The sequence below is a fragment of the Saccharopolyspora sp. NPDC045839 genome (assembly GCF_056431645.1).
Genome location: NZ_JBWKKH010000034.1, coordinates 1 through 22210 on the forward strand (window position 1 = coordinate 1; position 22210 = coordinate 22210).

Genomic DNA, 22210 nt, shown 5'->3' on the forward strand with positions numbered 1-22210 from the left:
TCGATCGACTCCGGATCGAGCAGCCGCTCCAGCCGCACGTCGGGGTCGCGCGGATCCCGTTGCGCCTGCTCGGTTTCCGGTCGGGTGGCCACTGCGGTCATCGATTCCTCCGGAAGTTCGGTGTGGGGAAGGCCGCCGTGGGCGTGTTTGGCGCTGCTGAGGGCGGCCGACCGTGTGCGGCTGTCGTACCGCAGAGCGCTAAAGGACGGGCTGAGCGGACGCCCAGCCCGTCCCGTGCGCGAACGGTCATGCCCTAGCGAAGGCGAGCGCGACGTTGTGCCCACCGAAGCCGAAGGCGTTGTTGATCGCTGCCGTCTGCTCGACGTGCCGCGGCTTGTCGGCGACCACGTCGACCTCGATCTTCGGGTCGATCGTTTCCAGGTTCCGGGTCGCCGGGATGATGCCGCGCTGCAGCGAGAGGATCGTCAGGATGCTCTCGACCGCGCCGGCCCCGCCGACCAGGTGACCCAGCGAGCCCTTCGGCGCGGTGACCACCGCACCGTCGCCGATCGCCTTGCGCACCGAGTTCGCCTCGCCGATGTCACCGACCACGGTGGACGTCGCGTGCGCGTTGACGTGCCCGATGTCCGACGGCTGCAGGCCCGCGGTCTGCAGGGCCTTGCGCATCGCGGCGACCTGGCCGCGGCCGTCCGGCGGGCTGCCGGTGATGTGGTAGGCGTCGGACGTGATGCCCACGCCCGCCAGCCGGCCGTAGATCCGCGCGCCGCGCGCCTTGGCGTGCTCCGCGCTCTCCAGGACGACCACGCCGGCGCCCTCGCCCATCACGAACCCGTCGCGGTCGACGTCGAACGGGCGGGAGGCCCGCTCCGGGTCGTCGTTGCGGGTGCTCAGGGTCCGGGCCTGGGCGAAACCGGCGATGGTGATGGGGTGGATGCAGGCCTCCGCACCACCGGCCACCACCACGTCGGCATGCCCCTGCTGGATCATCTCGAAGCCCTTGGCCAGGCCCTCGGCGCCCGAGGCGCAGGCCGATGCGGGGGAGTGCACCCCGGCGCGGGCCCGCACGTCCAGGCTGACCATCGCGGCCGGCCCGTTGGGCATCAGCATCGGCACGGTCAGCGGCGAAACCTTGCGCAGCCCCTGCTCCTGCAGCAGTTCGTTCTGCTGGAGCAGCGTGACCGGTCCGCCGATGCCGGTGCCCAGCGACACGCCCAGCCGGTCCGGGTCGACCGGCTCGTTGTCGTCGGTGGGCAGCTCGAACCCGGCGTCGGCCCAGGCCTCGCGGGCGGCGATCACGGCGATCGCCTCGCAGCGGTCCATGCGCCGCAGCTGGACGCGGGGCAGCACCTCGCTCGGGTCGACCAGCAGCGGGGCGCCGATCTTGGCCGGGAGTCCGAGCCGGTCCACCCACTCGGCTTCCAGCCGGCGGACGCCGCTGGCGCCGTTGACGAATCCGTCCCAGGTGGACGCGACGTCACCGCCAAGCGGTGTCGTCGCGCCCAGCCCGGTGATCACGACATCCGTGGTCATGCGTTCTTCGTGATGTAGTCCACCGCATCACCGACGGTCTTGAGGTTGGCCAGCTCGTCGTCCGGGATCTTGACCCCGAACTTGTCCTCCGCCTGCACGGCGATCTCCACCATGGACAGCGAGTCGATGTCCAGGTCGTCGACGAAGGACTTGTTGACGGTCACGTCGGCGGCGTCGACACCGGCGACCTCCTCGACGATGGCGGCGAGACCGGTGGTGATTTCCTCGTTCGACACGGGTAGTTCCTTCCTGGTTCTTGCGTTCCGCACCGCGAGCCGGTGGCCTGCGGCAGCTTTGGGGTGAGCTCAGGGGCAGATGGCGACCTGGGCCGCGTACGACAGCCCGGCTCCGAAGCCCACGAGCAGCATCACGGCACCGCTGGGGATCTCCCCAGCCGCCCGCATGTGGTCGATGGCCAGCGGGATGGATGCCGACGACGTGTTGCCGGAGTAGACGATGTCACGCGCGACCACGAGGTCGTCACGGGCACCCTGCGACTTCAGCTTCTTCGCGATCGCCTCGACGATCCGCAGGTTCGCCTGGTGCGGCACGAAGACGTCCACATCGGACAGCTGGAGCCCGGCCGCCTCGACGGCCTGGGCCGCCACCGGCGCGATCTGCGTGGTCGCCCACCGGAAGACCGACTGGCCTTCCTGGTAGATGTACTTGGCATCGCGCAGGTATATGGTGTCGACCAGGTCGCCGGCGCTGCCCAGCACGCCCGGGCCGAGCTCCGGCTCCTCGGCCGGTCCGACCACCGCGGCACCGGCACCGTCGGCGAAGATGATGCAGTTCGCGCGGTCTTCCCAGTCCAGCCATTCCTGGAACCGCTCCGAGCCGATCACCAGCACGTTGCGGGCCGATCCGGAGCGCACCGCGTCCGAGGCGGTGGACAGCGCGTAGACGAACCCGGCGCAGGCGGCGTTGAGGTCGTAGGCGCTCTTGGCCTTGATGCCGATCTGGTCGGCGACCTGGGCCGCGGCGTTGGGGATGCCGCCCTGCATGGTGCACGTGGCGACGATCACCTGGTCCACATCGGACGGTGCCAGGCCCGCGTTCGCGATCGCCTTGGCGCCGGCCTCGACGGCCATGCTGACCACGGTCTGGTCGTCGTCACCGAGGCGGCGGTGGATGATGCCGACGCGCTGCCGGATCCACTCGTCGTTGGTGTCGACGATCTTGGCCAGGTCGTCGTTGGTGACGATCCGGTTGCCCTGCGTGCTCCCGAAGCCGAGCAGCCGGGTGGCGGCCGGAATGGGGTTCTGGGTGAGGCGGGGTCGCGTCACGCGTCGCTCCCGAGCAGATCGGCGACCTTGTCCAGGTCGGCAGGGGTCTTCAGAGCGACGGCCTTGACGCCCTTGAGTTCGCGGCGCACCAGGCCGCTGAGGGTTCCGGCGGGCGGGAACTCCACCACGGCCTCGACACCGCGGTCGGCCAGCGCCGCCATGCAGCTGTCCCAGCGCACCGGGCTGGTCACCTGCGAGACGAGGCGGCTCACGATCTCGGCGGCATCGGTGACGACCTCGCCGTCGGCGTTGGACAGCAGCGGCAGCGCGGCGTCCGTGGCGGTCACCTTCTCCGCGTGCTGGGCCAGGCTTTCCCGCGCCGGTGCCATGAAGCGGGTGTGGAAGGCGCCGGCCACCGGCAGCGGCCGCACCCGGGCGCCGGCCGGCGGTTGGGCCGCGAGCTCCTCGAGGGCGGGCACCCGCCCGGCGGCGACGATCTGGCCCGCGCCGTTGCGGTTGGCCGGGTCCAGGCCGAGCCGCTCGAGGTGGGCGACCACGTCGTCCGCATCCCCGCCGAGCACGGCGGACATGCTGGTCGGCTCCAGCGCGCACGCGGCGGCCATCTCCCGGCCGCGCACGGCGGCGAGCGCGACCGCGTCGTCGAAGGTCAGGGCGCCGGCGATGGCGGCGGCGGCCAGCTCACCGACGGAGTGCCCGGCGACCGGCGTGCCCGCCGGGACCGTCACCCGGCGGCGCAGCTCGTCGGCTGCGATCAGCGACAGCGCCACCACCAGCGGCTGGGTGACCGCGGTGTCCTTGATCTCGTCCGCTTCGGCGGTGGTGCCGAGGCGGAGCAGGTCGAGGCCGGTCGACTCGGACCAGGCGGCGATGCGTTCGGCGACGCCGTCCAGTTCGAGCCACGGGTTCAACATCCCTGGGGTCTGCGACCCCTGTCCGGGGGCTAGAAGCGCGATCACCCTTGTTACTGAACACGTCCGGGTGCGATCGACGTGATGTCGACAGAGACGAAGTCCGGACCGCAAAGTTGTGGAGTGTCTACAAGCGCGGGGGTGGGGGAACCCGGCCAGGGGGCGAATCGTTGTCGGCTGTGTCCGGTTGGTGACCGACCGGTGAAAACCGGTAAAGCCCTGTTGCGGCGCGTGATCACCGCGTCACCAGAGGCCGCGGGACTTGGCCAGTCTGCCCACGGCGAGGCCGACCCGCAGGACGTGGGCGTCGCGGGCGTTGGACGGCGTGTGGCCGGTGAGTTCCGCCACTCGACGCAGCCGGTACCGGACCGTGTTCGGGTGCACGTACAGCTGCCGAGCGCAGTTCTCCAGCACGCCGCCGACCTCCAGGTAGGTGTCGACGGTCTCCATCAGCGCGCCGCCGGCGTCCACCAGTGGCAGCACGATCCGCTCGACCAGCTGCCGCTCGGCCTCCGGATCACCGGCCAGCGCCCGCTCCGGCAGCAGGTCGCCGGAGGGCACGGGGCGCGGCGCGGTCGGCCACGCCACCACGGCCCGCAGCGCGGACATCGCATCACCGGCCGACCGGTGCGCCTCGGCCAGGCTCGGCATGGTCGGCCCGACCACGACCGGCCCGTCGTCGAACGCCTCGGACAGCCGCTTGGCCGCCTCCTCGTTGGTGCGCGCGTCGTCAGGGCCGCCGAAGACCACCACCAGCCGGGTGCCCTGCACCCCGAGCAGCACCGGGCAGCCGACCCGCGCCGCGCGGCTGCGCACCTGGTAGACGATGGTCGGCGGGTCGTCGGACGGGGCGTTGCCGACCAGCACGGTCGCCTCGGATGAGGGCTCCCAGCCGAGTGCGGCGGCACGGGAGAGCAGCGACTCCTCGGCGTCGCCACGCACGATGCCGTCGACCACCAGGGCTTCCAGCCGCGCGTCCCACGCGCCGCGGGCTTCCGCCGCCGCGGCGTACGAGGTGGCGGCGGCGAAGGAGATCTCGCGGGTGTAGCGCAGGATCGCCTCGGTCAGCAGGATGCGCTCGTGTTCCTCGGAGGCCAGCTCCGGCAGCTGCTGTTCGAGCACGTCGATCGCGACCCGGACCAGCTCCAGGGTCTGCCGCAGGCTGACCCACCGGGACAGGTCCCGGGGCGCGGCGCGGAAGGCCTCGGCGGTCAGCCGGATCGCCTCGGTCGGGTCCTGCAGCCACGCCACGAAGTTGGTGGCGCCGGTCTGGGTCACCAGGAGCACGCTCGCCCGCTGGTCGGCGGGCAACCGCCGGAACCACGGCAGGCGCTGTTCCATCGCGCTGACGCTGGCGCTGGCCAGCCCGCCGGTGCCCCGTTCGAGGCGGCGGAGCGTGGCGGCGGAGAGCTGGCGCTGCGTACCGGTATCCCGCTCACCTGCGCGTTCGGCACTCATGCCTCCAGAATCGCACGTCGCCGATCAGCTCCTGCGACCAGCGGCCGGCGGTGCGGGCCGGCTCACAACGCGCCGGGGCCCGGGCCCGGGAACGGCGTTGCGGTACCGCCGGGGCTCGGGCCGCCGCGGACGGCTGATCCCACTGTCGGGGCGGCCGCCTTCGTCGGCATCGACCCGATCGAGGGAAATGAATCGACCTTTCGAGGGGCCTGTCGCGGTTGCCGGTAAAGCCGTCGCGGGAAACGATCTCCGGCACACGCGAATCGGGTTTTGTTCTATCGAGGTGAATTCAAGTGGGAGCTCTCCAGCAGGGACTCGCAGAGGCGTGGGTCGCAATTGCGACCTTCGTCCCGAAGCTGGTCGTATTCCTCATCATCGTGCTGGTCGGCTGGCTGATCGCGAAGGCGATCGGCAAGGCGATCCAGATCGTGTTCGCCCGGCTCGGTTTCACCCGGCTGCTGGCGAAGTCCGGGCTCGGTGAAATGACGTCGAAATCGAACATCGACATCTCCGGCCTGCTGGTGAAACTGGTCTACTATTTCATCCTGCTCATTTTCGTGCAGCTGGCGCTGGGCGTTTTCGGGCCCAACGCGATCAAGGACCTGATCGACACGGTGGTGCTGTTCCTGCCGCGGATCGTGGTGGCGATCGTGCTGGTGCTGGTGGCCGCGGCGATCGGCCGCGCCGTCGGCGACCTGATCCGCGGCGCGCTGGGCAGCCACCCGATCGGGCCGGTGCTGGCCAAGATCACCTTCGGGTTCATCGTCGCCCTCGGCGTGATCGCCGCGCTCAACCAGCTCGGCATCGCCCTCACCGTGACCACCCCGGTGCTGATCGCGGCGCTGGCCGCGCTGGCCGGCGTGATCATCGTCGGCGTCGGCGGCGGCCTGATCAAGCCGATGCAGCAGCGCTGGGGCCGGTGGCTGGACAGCGCCGAGGCCCAGTTCGCCGGCTCTTCCGGCTCCACTGGCTCCTCCGGCGGCCCGGCGGAGAACGGCAAGAACGGCGCGAAGCCGGAGACCGGCGACGCGGGCGTGAGCGGCCACGCGTGACCGCGCGCCGCGCCTGGCCGAAGGGCGGGACTCACCCGGTGGGTGGGTCCCGGCCTTTTTCACGCACTTGGCCGTGGTCGCCCGCGCGCGGTCGCGACACCATGGGAGAACGGATCAAGCCGGGAGGTGATCAGTAGTGGCTCTGCCTCTCGTCTGGCTCGCGGACGTGTTGCGCGCGGCCGGGCTGACGGTGGTCGAGACCGACGGCTGGCGGGACCGGACCGCCACCTCGGGATCGCAGCCAGCACCGGTCGGCGTGCTGGAACACCACACCGCGACGCCCGCGTCCTACGAGAACCCCGCGCCGAGCGTGCAGCTGTGCATCGACGGACGCCCCGACCTGGCGGGGCCGCTGTGCCACGCGGTGATCGGCTTCGACGGGGTCGTGCACATGATCGCCGCAGGTCGGGCCAACCACGCCGGCAAGGCGAAGGCCTCCGGGCCGAACCCCGAGGGCGACGGCAACACCCTCTACGTCGGGTTCGAATGGGACTACCAGGGCGTGGACCAAGGGCCCAGCCCGGAGCAGTACCGGGCGGCGCTCAAGGCGACCACCGCGGTGCTCAACCACCTCGGGCGCCCGATGGACGCCGCGCGCGGCCACAAGGAGACCAGCGTCACCGGCAAGATCGACCCAGGTCACGTCGACATGGACCAGTTCCGCGCCGAACTCGGCAAGAGGGATCAGGAGGACGTGATGAACCCGGAGCAGGACGCGATTCTGCGCCGCCTGGAACACGAGCTGCTCGGCCCCCGCGGGCCGAAGGGCGAGATCCAGGGCTGGCAGACCGAGATCGGCCCGCGCACGATCGTCGCGATGCTCGTCGACCTCGTCAACGAGGTGGTGGCGAAGCAGCAGGCCCCGGCGGCTCCGGCGCAGGGGCAGGGGGCCGACGCGGAAGCGATCAAAACGGCGTTCCAGGCGCTCCCGCCGGATCAGGCCGCGCCGCTGCTGGCGGAACTGGTGCGGATCCAGCAGGACCGCCAGCTCACCCCGGAGCAGTACGCCCAGCGCCCGCAGGCGTAGCGATCAGCGGGTCTGCCACCGGTCGAACCGCTTGAACCCGAGCAGGCGCAACCCGGGCGTCGCGGCGACGAGACGCGGAACGTCGTCGCCGTCGCGCAGGTCGCTCGCAACGATCCGGCGATGCGCGTCCTCGTCGGCGAACTCGGCGTAGTTGACCACCCGCGTGCCGTCGGTGCTGATGTGGAAGTGGTTGGCGAGCATCCCGGCCGGCGGCTCGATGTCGGTGCGCCGCGCGAAGCCCGGCCGTTCGTCCAGCAGGGTGTCGACGAAGCTGCGTGCGGTTTCGTGGCCGTCGGTCTCGAAGGAGACGGCGACGATGCAGCCGGGCTGCCCGTCGCCCAGCACGAGGCTGCGGTAGCGCTGGTACTCGACCACGCCGTGGCGCTCGATCCCGGGGACTTCCGCGAAGATCCGCTGGACGCGCTCCGGTGGGTCGCTCCGCTTGAACCCGGCGTGCACCGCAGCGTCCGTCCACTGTGAATAGTGGAGCAGCGTGCTGCCGTCGGTGCTCGTCAGGCAGCTGTAGGAGAGCAGTCCAGCCGGCCACGGCAGGTGGTCCCACACGGACATGGCGGCCGTCGTGGCGGCCTGCTGGCGCTCCGGTGTTCCCACCGTCCACTCGCTCATGAGCACCAGGCCCGCATCCGCGCGGACGACGTCGGGCAGGGCAGCGGTGCTGATCATCGGGTCCTCCTGGAGGTCGTCGGGGTTCAGCGGAAGTCCTCGGCGTGGTCGGTGACCCACTGCCGGAAGGTTCGTGCCGGGACGCCGGTGATGTCGGACACCGCGGAGGTGATCGGCCCCGGCCGCCGAACCATCTCGGCGTAGCCGTCGAGGGCGGACTTCGCGATCGAGGCGGGCATGCCGGGGAACATCTCGGGCAGCGCTTCCTCCGGGGTGAGCTCTTCCCAGCGCAGCGGTCGGCCGAGCGCTGCGCCGATGGTGCGCACCTGTTCCGCCTGCGTGATCAGCTCGGGCCCGGTGAGGGTGTGCTTGGTCCGGGCGAAGCCGCTGCTGGTGAGCACGTGCGCCGCGACGGCGGCGATGTCGCGCTCGTGGATCAGCGTCATGGCCGCCGCACCGAAGGCTCCGCGCACGACGTCGCCGCCGCGGATCTCCGGGGCCCAGGCCAGCGTGTTCGACGCGAACGCGTACGGGCGGAGAAACGTCCATTCCAGACCGGAGCGCTCGATCTGGCGCTCGGTGGCGTGGTGGAAACCGGCGATGGGGCCGACCTGCTCCGCCACGTCATCGCGCACCGCCGCCGAGGACAGGAAGACGACCCGGCGGGCGTGCTCGTCGATCGCTTCGACGACTGCCGGGTCTGCCGGGACGGAGGCCATCGGCCAGATCAGGAGCGCGGAGTCGATTCCGTCCAGCGCGGAGTGCAGCGAGGTCGGGTCGGTCAGGTCGCCGCGCACCACCTCCGTCGTATCGGGGAGCTTCGCGGACGCGGGGTTCCGCACCATCGCGCGGACTTCGGCGCCGGCGTTCTGCAGGAGGCTGACGGCTTGCTGCCCGACCTTGCCGGAAGCGCCGATCACCAGGGTCTTCTCATTGGACACGAAGGAAAAGTACAACGTTCATGGCAATAAGTGCAACAGTCGTTGTACTTAACTGGATGTGGGCGTGATCACGAGAGGTCGATCGGGTGCGCGCGAGAAGTCCCCAAGTTCGGGGAAAATTGCGAATCCACCCGACCTGAGCAGGTCAAGGTGGTGGTCCGGGTTCGCGGGGAGCCGGGAGATCGTCCGGCGGTGATCGGTCAGGCGTCGCGGACGGCGCGGCTGTGGGCCCGCTGGTCGCGGCGGCTCTGGAGGCGCTTGACGAGGGCCGGCTGCTGCTGGAGCGCCTCGGGCTCGTCCAGCAGGCGGTTCAGCCGCTGGTAGTAGCGGTTCGGGGAGAAGCCGAAGCGCTCCTGGATGACCCGTTCCTTGTTGCCCTGGTAGTGCCAGTGCTCCAGCTCGAAGTCGAGGATGGCGCGATCGGTGTCGTTCATCCCGGCGTGCCCCCTTCGAGTTGCTGCCGATCGAGTCTACCGGCCGGGGCACGCGTGTTCGATCGGCCATCCCGGTTCGTCGTGCGGGAATTTCCTTGTCACTCAGGGCAAACGAGCGGCGACGGCGCGTCGCCGGTGGGACAGGTGGCGGGTCAGCGCAAGCCCCGCCAGCAGTGCCAAGAGCACCGAGACGCCCGGCCACCCGAACCGGGAGTAGGTGCGCACCCCGAGCCAGGAACCGAAGCTGCCGCCGAGGAACGCGCACGTCATGTAGGCCGCGTTGAGCCTGCCGCGCACCTCGGGGCGCAGCGCGAAGATCCGCACCTGGTTGGCGACCATGCCGGACTGCATCGCGACGTCGAGGAGCAGCGTGCCGACCACCAGTGCCGCCAGGCCGAGCGCCCCGCCGAGGCTGCCGACCGCGAGGACGGCGGCGGCCGCGATCACGCCGAGGATGCAGACGAGGTTGACCGGATCGGGGCCCCGGCGGTCCGCCTGCCGCCCGGCGAGCGGCGTGCAGATCATGGTCGCCGCGCCGACCAGGGCGAGCGCCCCGACCGCCGACGTGCCCAGGCCGTACACCGGGCCCGTCAGCAGCAGCGCGACGCCGGTCCAGGCGGCGGTGAAACCGGCGAAGATCGTCGCCTGGTAGCAGCAGGAGCGGCGCAGCTCGGGCTCGGCGCACAGCAGCCGCAGCGACTCCGCCAGCAGCGCCGGATACCGCTGCCGGGATGCCGGGACCGTCGCCGGCAGCGAGAAGGCCAACGCGGTCGCGGCGAGCAGCGCGAGCGCTCCGGCCACCGCGTAGGGCGCCCGCCAGCCCAGCCATTCCCCGATGGTTCCGCCGAACGCGCGCGCCAGCAGCATCCCGCCGATCGAGCCGCTCAGCAGCACGCCGGTGACCGATCCGCGCCGGTCGTCGGCCACCAGCCCGGCCGCCATGGGAGCGATGATGGGCGCGATCACGGTCGTCACACCCACCAGGACGCTCGTGCCGACCAGGGCCGGCAGCGCGGTCGCGGTGCTTGCGGCGAGCAGGCTGATCCCGGTGAGCCCGAGCAGGGCGACGATCAACGGGCGGTGCGGGATCCGGTCGCCGAGCGGCACCAGCAGGAAGATCCCGGCCGCGTAGCCCAACTGCGCCGCCGTCACCGCCAGCGCGGCCGATTCCGGCGGCACCTGCAGGCCGGCGGCGATCAGCGGGCTGATCGCCTGCGGGAAGTAGATGTTGCCCACGGCCACGCCGCAGGTCAGCGCCAACAGCAGGACGAGCGGCCGACTCATGCCGGCGGGGCTGCTTCCAGATGTCCGGGAAGTGCTGTCACGAGGCAACGATCATCGGTGCGCCGACCGGGCGCAACCGGTTTTCCGGACAGGCCGATCGTGTGATCCAGCCCACGTATCGGGTGCGGAACAGATCTCCGGGCGCACGATGTTGAGCAGATCGAACGAAGTCGTGCGCTCCGGGGTCGGTGAAAATCCGAACCGGCGGTGAAAGTCCGCGAACCGGCGCCTCCACGCGGAGGTGTCGGCCGATCCGGTGGAATTCCGGTACCGACGGTGAAAGTCCGGATGAGAGGCAGCGCACGGGCGGCCGCGATCGGCCGTCGGCGTGTCGGGCCGGCGGTCGTCGACGTCGGCTTCCCGCGTGTACCCCGGTGCGTTCGCATCCGGCGGGAGGAGCGGGCGTGCAGGCAATCGCGGAATGGGTGCTCGAAAACGGGTTCACCGTGCTGGGCCAGAAGATCTCCTGGGCGGAACTGGTCGGGCAGCTGTGCGCGCTCGCCGTCGTCTTCCTCGCGCAACGCAGAACCCTCGCGACCTGGCCGGTGCAGGTGTCCGCGACGGTGCTGCTGTTCGCCGTCTACGCCTCCGCCCACCTGGGCGGGCTGGCCGTCCGGCAGGTGATGATCCTGCTGATCTCGGTCTACGGCTGGTGGGCCTGGAACCGTCGCAGCGACCCGGTTTACGGCGTCGTGGTGCGCAAGGCCAGCGTCGTCGAGCGGCTCGTGCTGATCTCCGCGCTGGCGCTGGGCACCGCCGCGTTCGCGCTGCTGCTGTCCGCGCTGGACGCCTCGTGGGCCCCGTGGCCGGACGCCTGGATCTTCATCGGCACCCTGGTCGCGTTCTGGGCGCAGGGCCGCGGCCTCGTCGAGTTCTGGCTGGTCTGGCTGGCCGTCGACGCGGTCGGCGTGCCCTTGCAGATCGCCTCCGGCCTGTACTTCAGCGCGGCGATCTACGTCGTCTTCGCGGCGCTGGTGATCCACGGCTGGTGGAGCTGGAACCGCACGGCACGCGTCCAGCGCACCCGCGAGAGCGCCGCAGTCGGAGGTTGACCGCAGTTTCCATTGAAACTGCGACGCACGCGGTCTGATCCCGCGCCCGGCACACCGCGGGGCGCCCGCCACCCGGCGAGCGCCCCGCGGTGTGTCCCCGATCAGGCGACGCCGGGATCCGACGTCTGCGGCCCCGCGGCCTGGACGTCGTCCAGCCGGTAGCGCCGGGTCGCCTCGACCACCTTGGACTTGTCCACCTGGCCGGTGCGGGCCAGCGCGGCCAGCGTCGTGACCACTGTGGACTCCGCGTCCACCAGGAACACCCGCCGCGCGGCCGGCCTGGTGTCGGAGAACCCGAACCCGTCGGCGCCGAGGCTGACCATGTCGCCGGGCACCCACGGCCGGATCAGGTCCGGCACCGCGCGCATCCAGTCGCTGACCGCGACCACCGGGCCGGCGGCGTCCGCCAGCGCCCGGGTGATGTGCGGCACCTGCGGCTCCGCCTCCGGGTGCAGCAGGTTGTGCCGGTCGGCGGCCTCGGCCTCGCGCCGCAGCTGCGACCAGGACGTCGCCGACCAGACGTCGGCTTGCACGCCCCACTCCTCGGCCAGGATCTGCTGGGCCTTCAGCGCCAGCGGCATGATCACGCCCGACGAGAGGATCTGCGCCCGCGGCCCCGAACCGCCCGGCGCGGCCTGGTACCGGTACAGGCCGCGCAGCAGCCCGTCGACGTCCAGGTCCGCCGGCTCGGCCGGCTGCTGGTACGGCTCGTTGTAGATGGTCAGGTAGTAGAAGACGTCCTCGGCGTTCTCGCCGAACATCCGCCGCAGGCCGTCCTTGACGATGTGCGCCACCTCGAACGACCATGCCGGGTCGTAGGCGACCACCGCGGGGTTCGTCGCGGCGATCAGCTGCGAGTGCCCGTCGGCGTGCTGCAGGCCCTCACCGGTCAGCGTGGTCCGCCCGGCGGTCGCGCCGAGCACGAACCCGCGCGCCATCTGGTCGGCCGCCGCCCAGAAGCTGTCGCCGGTGCGCTGGAAGCCGAACATCGAGTAGAAGATGTAGACCGGGATCATCGGCTCGCCGTGCGTGGCGTAGCTGGTGCCCGCGGCGGTGAACGACGAGGTCGAACCGGCCTCGTTGATGCCCTCGTGCAGGATCTGGCCCTGCTCGCTCTCCCGGTAGGCGAGCATCAGCTGGTAGTCCACCGGCGTGTAGAGCTGGCCCAGCGGGTTGTAGATCTTCTGCGACGGGAACATCGAGTCCATGCCGAACGTGCGGGCCTCGTCCGGGATGATCGGCACGATCCGCGGCCCGATCTCGCGGTCCTTGGCGAGGTCCTTGAGCAGCCGGACGAACGCCATCGTGGTGGCGACCTCCTGCTTGCCGGAGCCGCGCCGGACCACCTCGTAGACCTTGTCGCCGGGCAGCACCAGCGGCTTGGCCTTCGCCCGCCGCTCCGGCAGGTAGCCGCCCAGCTGCCGGCGCCGGTCCTGCAGGTACTGGATCTCCGGCGCGTCCTGCCCGGGGTGGTAGTACGGCGGCAGGTACGGGTCGAGGTCCTCGTCGCTGATCGGGATCCGCAGGCTGTCCCGGAACAGCTTCAGGTCCTCCAGCGTCAGCTTCTTCATCTGGTGGGTGGCGTTGCGGCCCTCGAAGTGCGGGCCGAGGCCGTAGCCCTTGATCGTCTTCGCGAGGATCACGGTCGGCTGGCCGTGGTGCTCGGTGGCCGCCTTGTAGGCCGCGTAGACCTTGCGGTAGTCGTGGCCGCCGCGGCGCAGGCCCCAGATCTCGTCGTCGGTGAGGTGCTTGACCATCTCCTTGGTGCGCGGGTCGCGGCCGAAGAAGTGCTCCCGGACGAACGCCCCGTCGTTGGCCTTGTAGGTCTGGTAGTCGCCGTCCGGGGTGGTGTTCATCAGGTTCACCAGGGCGCCGTCGCGGTCGGAGTGCAGCAGCGCGTCCCACTCGCGGCCCCAGACCACCTTGATCACGTTCCAGCCAGCGCCGCGGAAGAACGCCTCCAGCTCCTGGATGATCTTGCCGTTGCCGCGCACCGGCCCGTCGAGCTGCTGCAGGTTGCAGTTGATCACGAAGGTGAGGTTGTCCAGCCCGTCGTTGGCCGCGACCTGCAGCAACCCGCGCGACTCGGGTTCGTTCATCTCGCCGTCGCCGAGGAACGCCCACACGCGCTGCCGGCTGGTGTCCTTGATGCCGCGGTCGTGCAGGTAGCGGTCGAAGCGCGCCTGGTAGATCGCGTTCATCGGCCCCAGGCCCATGGAGACGGTGGGGAACTCCCAGAAGTCCGGCATCAGCCGCGGGTGCGGGTAGGACGGCAGGCCGCCGCCCGGCCCGGCGTGCGAGTACTCCTGGCGGAACCCGTCGAGCCGGCCGGCGGACAGCCGGCCCTCCAGGAAGGCGCGGGCGTAGATGCCGGGGGAGGCGTGGCCCTGGATGTAGAGGTGATCACCACCACCCGGGTGGTCCTTGCCGCGGAAGAACCAGTTGAAGCCGACCTCGTAGAGGCTGGCGGAGGACGCGAAGGACGAGATGTGGCCGCCGACGCCGACGCCCGGCCGCTGCGCTCGGTGCACCATCATCGCGGCGTTCCACCGCATCCAGGCCCGGTAGCGGCGTTCGGTCTCCTCGTCGCCGGGGAACCACGGCTCCTGCTCGGTGGGGATGGTGTTGACGTAGTCCGTGCTGGTCAGCGAGGGGACGCCGACGCCGGATTCGCGGGCGCGCTGGAGCAGCCGCAGCATGAGGTAGCGGGCGCGCTGCTGCCCGTTGGCCGACAGCACCGAGTCGAAGGACTGCAACCACTCCTCGGTCTCCTGCGGATCGATGTCCGGCAGGTGGGAGGCGAGACCGTCCCGGATGACCCGCACCCGCTGCGCGGGCATGGGGACGTCGTTGTTGAGCGGGGACAAGGGAACTCCTCGACTACGTCGTGGACGTGGCAGGGCGCCGGACAGTGATGTCCGACACCCTCATGGTCCACCATCTCGGCTACCGATGCGCACACCGGAGGCGAACCAGGCTGTTGATGTCGTGCCGGTCGGTCTAGAGTCGAATCCCAACGCGTTGCTACGGCGTGTCGTGCCGTCAGCAGTTGCGCGGATGGCGGTCGGCAGTGTTCGCTATCCGCCAGATCTGGAAGGTGTGCGGCGTCCAAGGGTCGTCGCACCGGTGCATTGGAGGAGTGAGCAAACCGTGGTCGCCGCGGGAGACGCCGGTAAAGGCGAAGCCGACGTCGCCGAGAGGCTCGACATCGAGCCGGAGATGGTTGTCCAGGAACTCGGCTGGGACGAAGACGTCGATGACGATGTCCGAGCCGCGATCGAGGAGCGCTGCGGGAGCGAAATCCTCGATGAAGATGCCGACGAAGTGGTCGATGTCGTGCTGCTGTGGTGGCGCGAAGAGGATGGCGACCTGACGGACACGCTTCTCGATGCCATGACGCCACTGTCAGATGAAGGGGTCATCTGGGTGCTGACCCCGAAGACCGGCCGGGAGGGCTACGTCGAGCCGGCCGACATCTCAGAGGCGGCATCGACGGCGAACCTCGCCCAAACGGGGAAGGTCAGCCTCGGCGAGGGCTGGATGGGTACCAGGCTGGCCTACCGCAAGGCGAAGGCCCGGCGCTGATCGGCCGTCGCTGGTCGCTGTGCGCATGTCCACCCCGTGGGCACCGGTGTTCGCCATCGGTGCCCACGGCGGTCGGCTCGGTGTAGGTTCGGCGATGACAAGGTCACGTCGATCAGGAGGATTCCTCATGACGGTCGAGGTCGGCGCGCAGGCGCCGGACTTCACGCTGCCGGACTTCAACAAGGAGAAGGTCTCGCTGGCCGACTTCCGCGGCAAGAAGAACGTGCTGCTGGTCTTCTACCCGTTCGCGTTCAGCGGCATCTGCCAGGGCGAGCTGTGCCAGGTCCGGGACGACCTCGGCGAATTCCAGAACGACGACGTCCAGGTCCTCGGCGTGTCCGTCGACTCGCCGTTCGCGCTCAAGGCTTGGGCGGAGAAGGAGGGCTACACCTTCCCGCTGCTGTCGGACTTCTGGCCGCACGGCGAGATCGCCAAGGCCTACGGCGTGTTCAACGAGGCGGCCGGCATGGCCAACCGCGGCACGTTCCTGATCGACACCGAGGGCAAGGTCCGCTTCGCCGAGGTGAACCAGCCGGGTGAGGCCCGCGACCAGGATGTCTGGAAGAAGGCGCTCGCCGAGCTCAAGGCCTGAGCGAAGCGGTGGCCGACCGGGTGCCGAACGTGGCTCGAAACACCGGTAGGGTGTCCGAAGTGATCCGATTGGATGAACCCGGACGGCCACCAACGGGGCGCATAGCTCAGCGGAAGAGCACTTGCCTTACAAGCAAGGGGTCGTAGGTTCGAACCCTACTGCGCCCACCATCATCGCAGCCCGTTGATCCGGGGTGAAATACCAGGTCAACGGGCTTTTGTGTGCCATCGATCGCCGCGCCGACGCAGGTGCCGGGCAGGTCACCTGCGCGGTCGGTAGTACCGGCCGGGTGGATCATCCGGCGGTAGGCAGGGCGATGGTGATGGTCAGTCCGCCGCCGGTGTTGGGGGTGGCGGTGGCGGCACCGTGGTGGCTGTGCGCGATGGCGCGTACGAGGGCTAGGCCGAGGCCGTGTCCGTTGGCGTGAGTGCGGGCGCGGATTCGGTAGAACGGCTCGAACAGTCGGCCGGCTTCTTCGGATGTGATGGGCTCGCCGGTGTTGGTGACGGTGATGATGGCGGTGCCGTCCCGGGCGGTGGTGGTCAGTCGTGCCGTGCCACCGGTGTGGTTGTGCCGGATGGCGTTGTGCAGCAGGTTGGTCAGCAAGTGGTGGAGCAGGTCCTCGTCGCCGTGCGCGGTGGCCGGGTGCAGCTCGTTGTGCATGGCGATCCGGCTGGCGGCTGCTTCGGCTCGCACCTGTTCCAGCGCGTGCGCCGCGACCGAGGTGAGGTCGACGTGCTTTGCGTCGTGGATGCCGTGGTCGGCTCGGGACAGGGCGAGCAGCGCTTCCACGGTTGCGATGCTGCGTTCGTTGGTGGCCAGCAGTTTGGGTGCCAGGGTGGCGAGATCGTGGTCGCGGGGGTGTGCGATGGCGACCTGCAGCATGGTGCGCGTGGTCGCCAGCGGGGTGCGCAGTTCGTGTGACGCATTGGCGGTGAAGCGTTGCTGGGCTTGGAAGCTGGCGTGCAGCCGGTCGAGCATCGTGTCGATGGTGTCGGCGAGTTCGGTGAACTCGTCCTGGGGGCCATCGAGGTGGATGCGTTCGTGCAGGGAGTGGCCTGCGACGGTGCGTGTCGTCCGGGTGATGCGGTGGATGGGGGCGAGCATGCGCCCAGCGATGATCCAGCCGAGCAGGAACGAGATCAGGGCCAACCCGATCAGCGCCACGCCGGACAGTTGCAGCAGCGTCATCAAGATGTCGTCTTTGCTGGTGATCGTGACGATCGCCGGTCCGATGTCGTCGGCGGGGATGGCCGGAACCACGGTTCCCGGCATGGGGGCGGCGGGCTGCAGGTCGTAGCTCGGGATGTACCGCATCAGCGCGTACACGGTGAGCAGCAACGCGATGCCGCAGGCCAGCACCGTGCCCCCGTAGAGCAAGGTGAGCCGCAGCCGGATGGATAGCCGATTCCGCCGCAGCGTGGCGTGGATGCTCACGTGGTGGCGGCGAGGTAGTAGCCGACACCGGTAGCGGTGTGCAGGATGGGTGGGTCGCCGAGTTTGCGTCGCAGTGTGGAGATGGTGATGCGGACGGCGTTGGTGAACGGGTCGGCGTGGGCGTCCCAGGCCTTCTCCAGCAGGTGTTCCGCGCTGAGCACCGCCCCGTCCGCTCGCAGGAGAAGTTCCAGGACGGCGAACTCCTTCCGGGTCAGCCGCAAGGAGTGGTCGCCGCGGCGGGCGTCGCGGCGCGCGGCGTCCAACCGGAGGTCGGCGTAGGTCAGCACGGGGGGGTGCGCTGCGGCGGCGCGTCGTCGCAGCGCGTGCAGCCGGGCGACGAGTTCGGGGAAGTCGAACGGTTTGACCAGGTAGTCGTCCGAGCCGAGACGCAGCCCGTCGACCTTGTCGGCCAGACCGCCGGCCGCGGTCAGCATGAGGATCCGGCAGCCGGGTCGGCTGGCCACCACGTGGCGGCATACATCGTCGCCGTGCACACCGGGGAGGTCGCGGTCGAGCACGACCACGTCGTATTCGTTGACCGCCACGCTCTCCAGGGCTGTCGCCCCGTCGCCGGCGATGTCGACCGCCATGCCTTCGCGGCGAAGACCGGCCTGCAACGCTTCGGCGAGGAAGGCTTCGTCCTCCACGACCAGCACCCGCACGCGTTCATCCTCCTGCCCTCAGGTGCGCCACCCCGGTACACCCGCCTACGTCGGCCGGACACCGGCTGGCACGGCGACCACATGATCCTCGTCGGGACATATGGCCGGCATATGGAGATCATCAGACGCTGACGATAACCGCGGTCCGGCTGGATGGGACCAGACCGCGGCCCGCTGCCGCGGTTGCTCCGGCGGTACGACCGCCGGAGCGATGTCCGCATGCAGAAGGGAATCTCACATGTCATCGTCCTCGCGGAAGGTGGCGACGGTCGTCGCCGGCGTGGCCATCATGCTCGGTGCCGGTGGAGTCGCGTTGGCCAGCACCACGAACTCGCCGGCCAACGACAGCAAGCCGACCACGGCGATCGAATGCCAGCCGGCCGAGGTGTTGCCGCCCGGCACGCCCGCCGTGCCGGCGGTGCCGATCGACGACGTGTCGGCCCCGTCGCTGCCGGGGGAGCCGATCGAATGCCAGCCGGCGGAGGTGTTGCCGCCCGGCACGCCCACCGTGCCGGCGGTGCCGGTCGACGACGTGCCGGGCGAGCCGGCGGAGGTGCTGCCGCCCGGCACGCCTGACGAGTCGGCGGTGCCGGTCGACGACGTGTCGGGCGAGCCGGCCGGGCTCGACAAGTAGGTCGCGATGACCGCTTGAGGCAGCGGTCCGTCGGTAGCTCGTGGGCCAGGTGGACCCCTGGCCCCACGAGTTACCCGCGGCATTCGTCGTGTCGTGATCGCCGTGGTTCTGGCGGGGCGCTGAAGCTCGGGATCGTAACTTTACCAACTGGATGGTAAAGTTACTCGCATGAGGCCGAGTTCTAGGACAGCGATCCTCGAGGCCGCCCTGCGGGTTGCCGAGCGCAGTGGGATCGGCGGGTTGACCTTGGATGCCGCCGCCCAGGAGGCCGGGCTGAGCAAGCCCGGGCTGATGTACCACTTCGCCACCAAGGAGCAGATGCGGGTGGCCGTGGCCGAGCACATCACCGCGGCCTGGGAGGAGGCGATGCTGGCCGAGCTGGGCAAACCCCTCGACGAGGCCACCGCCGCCGAGCGGGTGCGCGCCTACTGCCGCGTCGCCGTGGAACAGGCCGGCGGCAAGGCGGATCTGGCGATCTTCGTCGACTCCGCGCACGAGGAGGCCTGGCTCGCGCCGTGGCGCGCGATGCTGCACCGGTGGCTGGAAGAGCCCGCGCTCGCTCCGGACTCCCGGTCCGTCGACATGGCCGTCGCCCGGCTGGCCGCGGACGGGTTGTGGATGGCCGATGCGAGCGGGACCTCCGGCTACGACCAGGCCATGCGGGCCGCGGTCATCGACCGGATCGAACGGCTGGCGACCGGGACGGAGCAGGAGGAATGAACAGGTTGTTGATGCTGGGTGCGGCGATCGCGCTGGAAGTCGTCGGCACCTTGTCGCTTCGGGCGATGGGCGGGTTCGCGCAACCGTGGTGGCTGGTGCCCGTGGTGATCGGATACGTCGGCGCCTTCTACCTCGTGGCGAAGGTGTTGGCCACCGGCCTGCCGGTGGGGGCCGTGTACGGGATCTGGGCCGCTTCCGGTGTCGCGCTGACCGCGATCTTCGGGGCCATCATCTTCGGCGACCCGTTGACCTGGGTGATCGGACTGGGCATCGTGCTGATCATCGGCGGGGTCCTGCTGGTCGAACTGGGTTCGCAGCGGGCCGAGCGCGCGCGGCACCAGGCCGGCGAGCCGCAAGGCGTGCTGAGCGCTTCGGGAGGTGAGTGATCGTGTGGTTGCTGCTCGTCGGCGCCATCGGGCTCGAGACCGTCGCGACCCTGTCGATGAAGGCGTCGGAAGGCTTCACCAGGAAGGCCTGGATCGCGCCGGTCGTCCTGGGGTACGTCTGCGCGTTCGCGTTGCTCGGCGTCGTGCTGGGGCAAGGCATGCCGGTCGGGGTCGCCTACGGCATCTGGGCCGCGAGCGGTGTCGCGCTCACCGCGATCCTCGGCCGCGTCATCTTCCGCGACCCGCTGACATGGGTCATGGCTGCCGGTGTTGCGCTCATCATCGGTGGCGTGCTGGTGGTCGAACTCGGTGCCCAGGCGGCGCACTGATCTCCCATCGGCCGGGTTCCTCGAGACCGAGTTCACCGAACCTTCTCCGCACCGGTTCCTGCTCGGGCGGCTCACCAAGCCTGCCCGAGCGCGCCGGAATGCGACCGCAACACCTGATCTGTTGTCGAGAGTGAGGAGTGGCGAGTCACCATGAGCATGACCGAGACGATGCGGAAAGCCGCGCGGGCCGTGGGACACACCGGGCGGATCTGGATGCACGGGCGCGTGCTGCGCGACGACTTCAGCCGCCTCCTGTTACCGGAGGGCATGCGCGATCCGTACCCGTACTACCGAAGGCTGCGCGCGCAGGGCCCGCTGGTCCGCAGCACGTCGGGCGTGTGGGCGGTGACCGATCACCGCCTGTGCGACCGGATTCTGCGGGATCGGCGATTCGGCGTGCGGACCGTCCCGTACCGGCGTGACGACTCCGCGCCGCTGGCGTACCAGCCGGGCGCCGAACACGACTTCTCCATCCTCGGGCTGGATCCACCCGACCACGGGCGGATCCGCAGGCTCGCCGCGCCCGCGTTCAGCCCGAAGATGATGGCGGTCTACCGGGCCGAGATCGAGCGGATCACGCATCGGCTGCTGGACGGGGCGGCGGGTCTGGGCCGGTTCGACCTGATGTCCGAGGTCGCCGCGCCGCTGCCGATCGAGGTGATCTCGAAGCTGCTCGGGATTCCCGAGCAGGACTCGAAACCGTTCCGGGAGTTCGGCACGATCGTGGCCGCGTCGCTGGACGGTGTCGAGAGCTGGGACACCGCCCGCAGGCTCGGCCCGGCGACCCGGGCGCTCGAGGAGCTGTTCGCGGAGCTGATCAAGCGCCGCGCCGTCGATCCCGGGGCGGACGTGCTGAGCACGCTGGCCGCCGACCTCGGCGCCGACCGGATCTCCCCGCGCGAGGCGCTGGCCCTGAGCCGCCTCCTGCTCATCGCCGGTTTCGAGACCACGGTCAACCTGATCGGGAACGGGATGCTGGCGCTGCTCGACCATCCCGGCCAGTGGGCGTTGCTGGGGAAGGAGCCGGAGCTCGCGCGCGGTGTGGTGGAGGAGACACTCCGCTACGACCCGCCGGTGCAGGCCACGCTCCGCTACCCGAGCGAGGACGTCCACCTCGCGGGGCGCCGGATCGCCGAGGCCGAACCGGTTTACGTGCTGACCGGCGCGACCGGCAGGGATCCCGCGGTGTTCCCGGAGCCGGACCGGTTCGACATCACCAGAACGCCGGGCACCGGGCACCTCGCGTTCGGTTCAGGGGCGCACTACTGCCTCGGCGCGCCGCTCGCCAGGCTGGAGGGTGAGGTGTTCTTCGCGGCGGTCGCTCGGCGCCTGCCCGGGCTGGTCAGGGACGGTGCGGCGCCGCACCGGCGGCTGATGGCGTTGCGCGGCCTCGGAGAACTGCCGGTGCGGCTCGGCTGACTCCGCCAGCGCCTGCGGTTTCCCTTGGTTCCGTGAGGGGATTCACGGGTGCTGAAACGCGACGCGGCTCCTCCCGTCGGGAGGAGCCGCGTCGATGTTAATAACCGCTAGCGTCTGAGGATGCTCAGAGCGGGCGGACGCTGCTGGCCTGCGGGCCCTTCGGGCCCTGCGTGACCTCGAAGTTGACCTGCTGGTTCTCCTCCAGCGTGCGGAAGCCGCTGGAGTCGATCGCCGAGTAGTGGACGAACACGTCAGCGCCGCCGTCGTCGGGGGCGATGAAGCCGAAGCCCTTTTCGGCGTTGAACCACTTGACGGTTCCCTGTGCCATTTACTGTCTCCTCTGTGGAACTGAAGACGGATCGCCGCCGGTGCGGCAACCCGGGCCGTAGTTTCAGACGGCTACCACTTCAGCTGAACCAAAGGGAGAAGCTCGCCCGCAACTCGTCCTGCGAGCGTGCCGAGAACACGAACTCAGAATTCAATACGACCGAGGTCAGATTAGCACCTCCGGGGCTCGCTGTGTGCCCGGTGACCGACAGGTTCGGCGGATGGCTGGATGATGTGGGTGTGAATGCGAGTGGGCGGGACGAGCTGCTGGGGGTGGCCGAGGCGCTTGAGCGGCTTGCCGCCGTTTCGACCGGTGGCGATTGGCGGGTCGGGGGTTTGCTCGCGACCAGGCCGGATGTCGTTGCGGATCTCGGTGGCGGCTCGACCGAGCACGTCGCGGAGGCCCGGGCCGGGAGCGCTCGGTGGATCGCCGCTCTTTCGCCTGCCCTGGCCGGGCCCCTTGCCGCTTGGCTCCGGTCGGCCGCCCGGGCGGAACCCGTCGACGCCGAGGCCCTGGCGTTCGCCCGCGCCCTGTGGCGGCGACTCCCCGAATCATCGTCAACTTGTGGTTGACGACAACTGAACGTCAACCTATGGTTGA

The 22210-nt window shown here is 70.2% G+C and carries 24 protein-coding genes, 1 tRNA gene and 1 riboswitch; of the genes, 12 read left to right on the forward strand and 13 right to left on the reverse strand.

Going from position 1 to position 22210, the window contains the following annotated elements; all coding sequences use genetic code 11:
• Positions 1 to 246: 246 nt before the first annotated feature.
• From AC07EQ_RS34145 to AC07EQ_RS34165, 5 genes are all read right to left on the reverse strand, one after another.
• A complete protein-coding gene (locus AC07EQ_RS34145; protein WP_478391953.1) occupies positions 247 to 1491 on the reverse strand; it encodes a beta-ketoacyl-[acyl-carrier-protein] synthase family protein in 1245 nt (414 codons plus the stop codon).
• Positions 1488 to 1727, reverse strand: a complete 240-nt coding sequence (locus AC07EQ_RS34150; RefSeq protein ID WP_478391954.1) for an acyl carrier protein — start codon at positions 1725 to 1727, stop codon at positions 1488 to 1490. Before AC07EQ_RS34150 ends, AC07EQ_RS34145 begins: the two co-directional genes overlap by 4 nt.
• A 69-nt stretch (positions 1728 to 1796) precedes the next feature.
• Entirely contained in the window at positions 1797 to 2777 is a 981-nt protein-coding gene (locus AC07EQ_RS34155; protein ID WP_478391955.1) for a beta-ketoacyl-ACP synthase III, read from the reverse strand.
• The gene (locus AC07EQ_RS34160; protein WP_478391956.1) at positions 2774 to 3694 is read right to left on the reverse strand and encodes an ACP S-malonyltransferase; all 921 of its coding nucleotides are present in this window, start codon (positions 3692 to 3694) and stop codon (positions 2774 to 2776) included. Before AC07EQ_RS34160 ends, AC07EQ_RS34155 begins: the two co-directional genes overlap by 4 nt.
• A 195-nt stretch (positions 3695 to 3889) precedes the next feature.
• Positions 3890 to 5104, reverse strand: coding sequence for a PucR family transcriptional regulator (locus AC07EQ_RS34165; protein ID WP_478391957.1), 1215 nt, complete (start codon positions 5102 to 5104; stop codon positions 3890 to 3892).
• Positions 5105 to 5397: 293 nt separating this feature from the next.
• Between AC07EQ_RS34165 and AC07EQ_RS34170 the strand changes: the two genes are divergently transcribed.
• Positions 5398 to 6156: a membrane protein gene (locus AC07EQ_RS34170; protein ID WP_478391958.1), complete on the forward strand. Its 759-nt coding sequence runs from the start codon at positions 5398 to 5400 to the stop codon at positions 6154 to 6156.
• Between the two features lie 136 nt (positions 6157 to 6292).
• On the forward strand, positions 6293 to 7183 hold the full coding sequence (locus AC07EQ_RS34175; protein ID WP_478391959.1) for a peptidoglycan recognition protein family protein: 891 nt from the start codon (positions 6293 to 6295) through the stop codon (positions 7181 to 7183).
• A gap of 3 nt (positions 7184 to 7186) precedes the next feature.
• Here AC07EQ_RS34175 and AC07EQ_RS34180 read toward each other — a convergent pair whose 3' ends face one another.
• From AC07EQ_RS34180 to AC07EQ_RS34195, 4 genes are all read right to left on the reverse strand, one after another.
• Positions 7187 to 7867, reverse strand: coding sequence for an antibiotic biosynthesis monooxygenase (locus AC07EQ_RS34180; RefSeq protein ID WP_478391960.1), 681 nt, complete (start codon positions 7865 to 7867; stop codon positions 7187 to 7189).
• Between the two features lie 26 nt (positions 7868 to 7893).
• Entirely contained in the window at positions 7894 to 8748 is an 855-nt protein-coding gene (locus AC07EQ_RS34185; protein WP_478391961.1) for an NAD(P)H-binding protein, read from the reverse strand.
• 200 nt (positions 8749 to 8948) lie between these two features.
• The gene (locus AC07EQ_RS34190; RefSeq protein ID WP_478391962.1) at positions 8949 to 9182 is read right to left on the reverse strand and encodes a DUF3263 domain-containing protein; all 234 of its coding nucleotides are present in this window, start codon (positions 9180 to 9182) and stop codon (positions 8949 to 8951) included.
• A 102-nt stretch (positions 9183 to 9284) separates the two neighbouring features.
• Positions 9285 to 10466 (reverse strand): MFS transporter, encoded by a 1182-nt coding sequence (locus tag AC07EQ_RS34195; RefSeq protein ID WP_478391963.1) that lies wholly within the window; start codon positions 10464 to 10466, stop codon positions 9285 to 9287.
• A gap of 170 nt (positions 10467 to 10636) precedes the next feature.
• A riboswitch (FMN riboswitch) is annotated at positions 10637 to 10772 on the forward strand.
• 98 nt (positions 10773 to 10870) lie between these two features.
• Between AC07EQ_RS34195 and AC07EQ_RS34200 the strand changes: the two genes are divergently transcribed.
• The gene (locus tag AC07EQ_RS34200) at positions 10871 to 11518 is read left to right on the forward strand and encodes a nicotinamide mononucleotide transporter family protein (RefSeq protein WP_478391964.1); all 648 of its coding nucleotides are present in this window, start codon (positions 10871 to 10873) and stop codon (positions 11516 to 11518) included.
• Positions 11519 to 11619: 101 nt separating this feature from the next.
• Here AC07EQ_RS34200 and aceE read toward each other — a convergent pair whose 3' ends face one another.
• Positions 11620 to 14358, reverse strand: coding sequence for a pyruvate dehydrogenase (acetyl-transferring), homodimeric type (aceE, locus tag AC07EQ_RS34205; RefSeq protein ID WP_478392042.1), 2739 nt, complete (start codon positions 14356 to 14358; stop codon positions 11620 to 11622).
• A gap of 310 nt (positions 14359 to 14668) precedes the next feature.
• Here aceE and AC07EQ_RS34210 point away from each other — a divergent pair, with 310 nt between their 5' ends.
• From AC07EQ_RS34210 to AC07EQ_RS34220, 3 genes are all read left to right on the forward strand, one after another.
• A complete protein-coding gene (locus tag AC07EQ_RS34210) occupies positions 14669 to 15103 on the forward strand; it encodes a DUF3052 domain-containing protein (RefSeq protein WP_478392043.1) in 435 nt (144 codons plus the stop codon).
• A 127-nt stretch (positions 15104 to 15230) separates the two neighbouring features.
• Positions 15231 to 15695 (forward strand): peroxiredoxin, encoded by a 465-nt coding sequence (locus tag AC07EQ_RS34215; RefSeq protein ID WP_093273006.1) that lies wholly within the window; start codon positions 15231 to 15233, stop codon positions 15693 to 15695.
• 95 nt (positions 15696 to 15790) lie between these two features.
• Positions 15791 to 15865, forward strand: a tRNA-Val gene (locus tag AC07EQ_RS34220).
• 124 nt (positions 15866 to 15989) lie between these two features.
• Here AC07EQ_RS34220 and AC07EQ_RS34225 read toward each other — a convergent pair.
• Positions 15990 to 17132 (reverse strand): sensor histidine kinase, encoded by a 1143-nt coding sequence (locus tag AC07EQ_RS34225; protein WP_478391965.1) that lies wholly within the window; start codon positions 17130 to 17132, stop codon positions 15990 to 15992.
• The gene (locus tag AC07EQ_RS34230; RefSeq protein WP_478391966.1) at positions 17129 to 17794 is read right to left on the reverse strand and encodes a response regulator transcription factor; all 666 of its coding nucleotides are present in this window, start codon (positions 17792 to 17794) and stop codon (positions 17129 to 17131) included. Before AC07EQ_RS34230 ends, AC07EQ_RS34225 begins: the two co-directional genes overlap by 4 nt.
• A gap of 238 nt (positions 17795 to 18032) precedes the next feature.
• Here AC07EQ_RS34230 and AC07EQ_RS34235 point away from each other — a divergent pair, with 238 nt between their 5' ends.
• The 5 genes from AC07EQ_RS34235 (at position 18033) to AC07EQ_RS34255 (ending at position 21282) form a co-directional block, all read left to right on the forward strand.
• Positions 18033 to 18428, forward strand: a complete 396-nt coding sequence (locus AC07EQ_RS34235) for a hypothetical protein (protein ID WP_478391967.1) — start codon at positions 18033 to 18035, stop codon at positions 18426 to 18428.
• 168 nt (positions 18429 to 18596) lie between these two features.
• Entirely contained in the window at positions 18597 to 19148 is a 552-nt protein-coding gene (locus AC07EQ_RS34240) for a TetR/AcrR family transcriptional regulator (protein ID WP_478391968.1), read from the forward strand.
• Entirely contained in the window at positions 19145 to 19534 is a 390-nt protein-coding gene (locus tag AC07EQ_RS34245; protein WP_478391969.1) for a DMT family transporter, read from the forward strand. The genes AC07EQ_RS34240 and AC07EQ_RS34245 overlap by 4 nt, the downstream gene beginning before the upstream one ends.
• Entirely contained in the window at positions 19531 to 19863 is a 333-nt protein-coding gene (locus AC07EQ_RS34250) for a DMT family transporter (protein ID WP_478391970.1), read from the forward strand. The genes AC07EQ_RS34245 and AC07EQ_RS34250 overlap by 4 nt, the downstream gene beginning before the upstream one ends.
• Positions 19864 to 20013: 150 nt before the next feature.
• On the forward strand, positions 20014 to 21282 hold the full coding sequence (locus AC07EQ_RS34255; protein ID WP_478391971.1) for a cytochrome P450: 1269 nt from the start codon (positions 20014 to 20016) through the stop codon (positions 21280 to 21282).
• Between the two features lie 124 nt (positions 21283 to 21406).
• Here the strand turns inward: AC07EQ_RS34255 and AC07EQ_RS34260 are convergent, their stop codons facing one another.
• Complete coding sequence (locus tag AC07EQ_RS34260) at positions 21407 to 21610, reverse strand: cold-shock protein (RefSeq protein WP_093273004.1); 204 nt, start codon at positions 21608 to 21610, stop codon at positions 21407 to 21409.
• 14 nt (positions 21611 to 21624) lie between these two features.
• On the opposite strand from AC07EQ_RS34260, the gene AC07EQ_RS34265 reads away from it, so the two are divergent.
• A complete protein-coding gene (locus AC07EQ_RS34265; RefSeq protein WP_478391972.1) occupies positions 21625 to 22182 on the forward strand; it encodes a hypothetical protein in 558 nt (185 codons plus the stop codon).
• Positions 22183 to 22210: the final 28 nt, after the last annotated feature.